This window comes from Chelativorans intermedius (genome assembly GCF_025398255.1).
GTDB classification, from domain to species: domain Bacteria; phylum Pseudomonadota; class Alphaproteobacteria; order Rhizobiales; family Rhizobiaceae; genus Chelativorans; species Chelativorans intermedius.
On record NZ_JAODNW010000085.1, the window covers coordinates 1 to 1,253 of the forward strand.

General features: G+C 63.2%; 1 protein-coding gene. It reads right to left on the minus strand.

The annotated features are described in order from the left end of the window. Window positions 1-26: 26 nt before the first annotated feature. A protein-coding gene (locus tag NYR58_RS20380) for an IS3 family transposase (protein WP_261522946.1) occupies window positions 27-1,186 on the minus strand; the annotation gives its coding sequence in 2 pieces (ribosomal slippage) (window positions 27-937 and window positions 937-1,186; 1,161 coding nt in all). Between the last annotated feature and the right edge of the window lie 67 nt (window positions 1,187-1,253).

Consider the following 1,253-nt stretch of genomic DNA (forward strand, 5'->3'; position numbering starts at 1 on the left):
TGACCTGCCCCCCGCTGGTCCCTCATTCATAACGAGAGTCTGCAGGTTGGATTTGGGTATTCCGGTTCCCCGTCTGGCGCAAGCGCGCCGGGCGCGGAGCCCTCAAATTGCTCAAGCGCCCGGCGCGCTTGCTGCGGTGTCTGGTTGCCAAGCGACGAGTGTGGCCTGACCGTGTTGTAATCGTAGCGCCACAAGGCCAGCTTGCGCCGTGCATCGTCCAGGCTGTCGAATATTTCCTCGTTCAAGAACTCGTCGCGCAGGCTCCCGTTGAAGCTCTCGATGAAGGCGTTCTGCTGCGGCTTTCCGGGGTCGATGTAGTGCCAGGGCACCTGGTTCTCATCGGCCCATTTCAGCATGGCCCGGCTGGTGAACTCGGTCCCGTTGTCGCTGACAATGCAGCCGGGCTTGCCGTAGACCCGGATCAGGGCGCTGAGCTCCCGGGCCACTCGCGCGCCCGACAGGCTGGTGTCCGCGACAAGGCAAAGGCATTCGCGCGTGCAATCGTCGATCACCGCCAAGATCCGGAACTTCCGTGAAGCACCGAAGCTATCAGCCAGGAAGTCCAGAGACCAGCGCGCATTGGGACAAGCGGCCTCCGGCATCGGCGTGCGCGATCCACGGGCCCGCTTGCGGCCACGCCGTCGCTTCACCGACAGTCCCTCTTCCCGGTAGAGCCGATACAGTTTCTTGTGGTTCATCCTCATGCCCTTGCGCTCCAGCAGCACGCCGATCCGGCGATACCCGAACCGGCGCCGCTTTCCGGCGATCTCCTGCATCTCCTTGCGGATCTCGGCGCAGTCCGGCGGGCGGTCGCGCCGGACTGTCTTGGGATCGACACCGACCAGCCGACAGGCCCGGCGCTGCGAGATGTCGTGATCCCGCATCGCCCTGAGCGCTGCCTCTCGCCGCTTGGTCAGCGTCGTCAACTCTTTCCCAGCAGGTCCTTCAGAACGACATTGTCCAGCATCGTGTCGGCCAGCAGCCGCTTCAGCTTGGCGTTTTCGTCCTCCAGCGCCTTCAACCTGGCCGCCTCGGACACCTCCATGCCGCCATACTTGGACTTCAACTTGTAGAATGTCGCCGGGCTGAGGCCATGCCTGCGGCACACCTCAGCCGTCGGCATCCCCGCCTCTTGTTCCTTGATCATCCCGATGATTTGCGCCTCGGTGAAACGGCTCTTTCGCATTCGTCTGCTCCTTCAAAGTTGGCGCAGACTCTACATCACGGTGAGGGATTTTGCGGGGGGCAGGTCA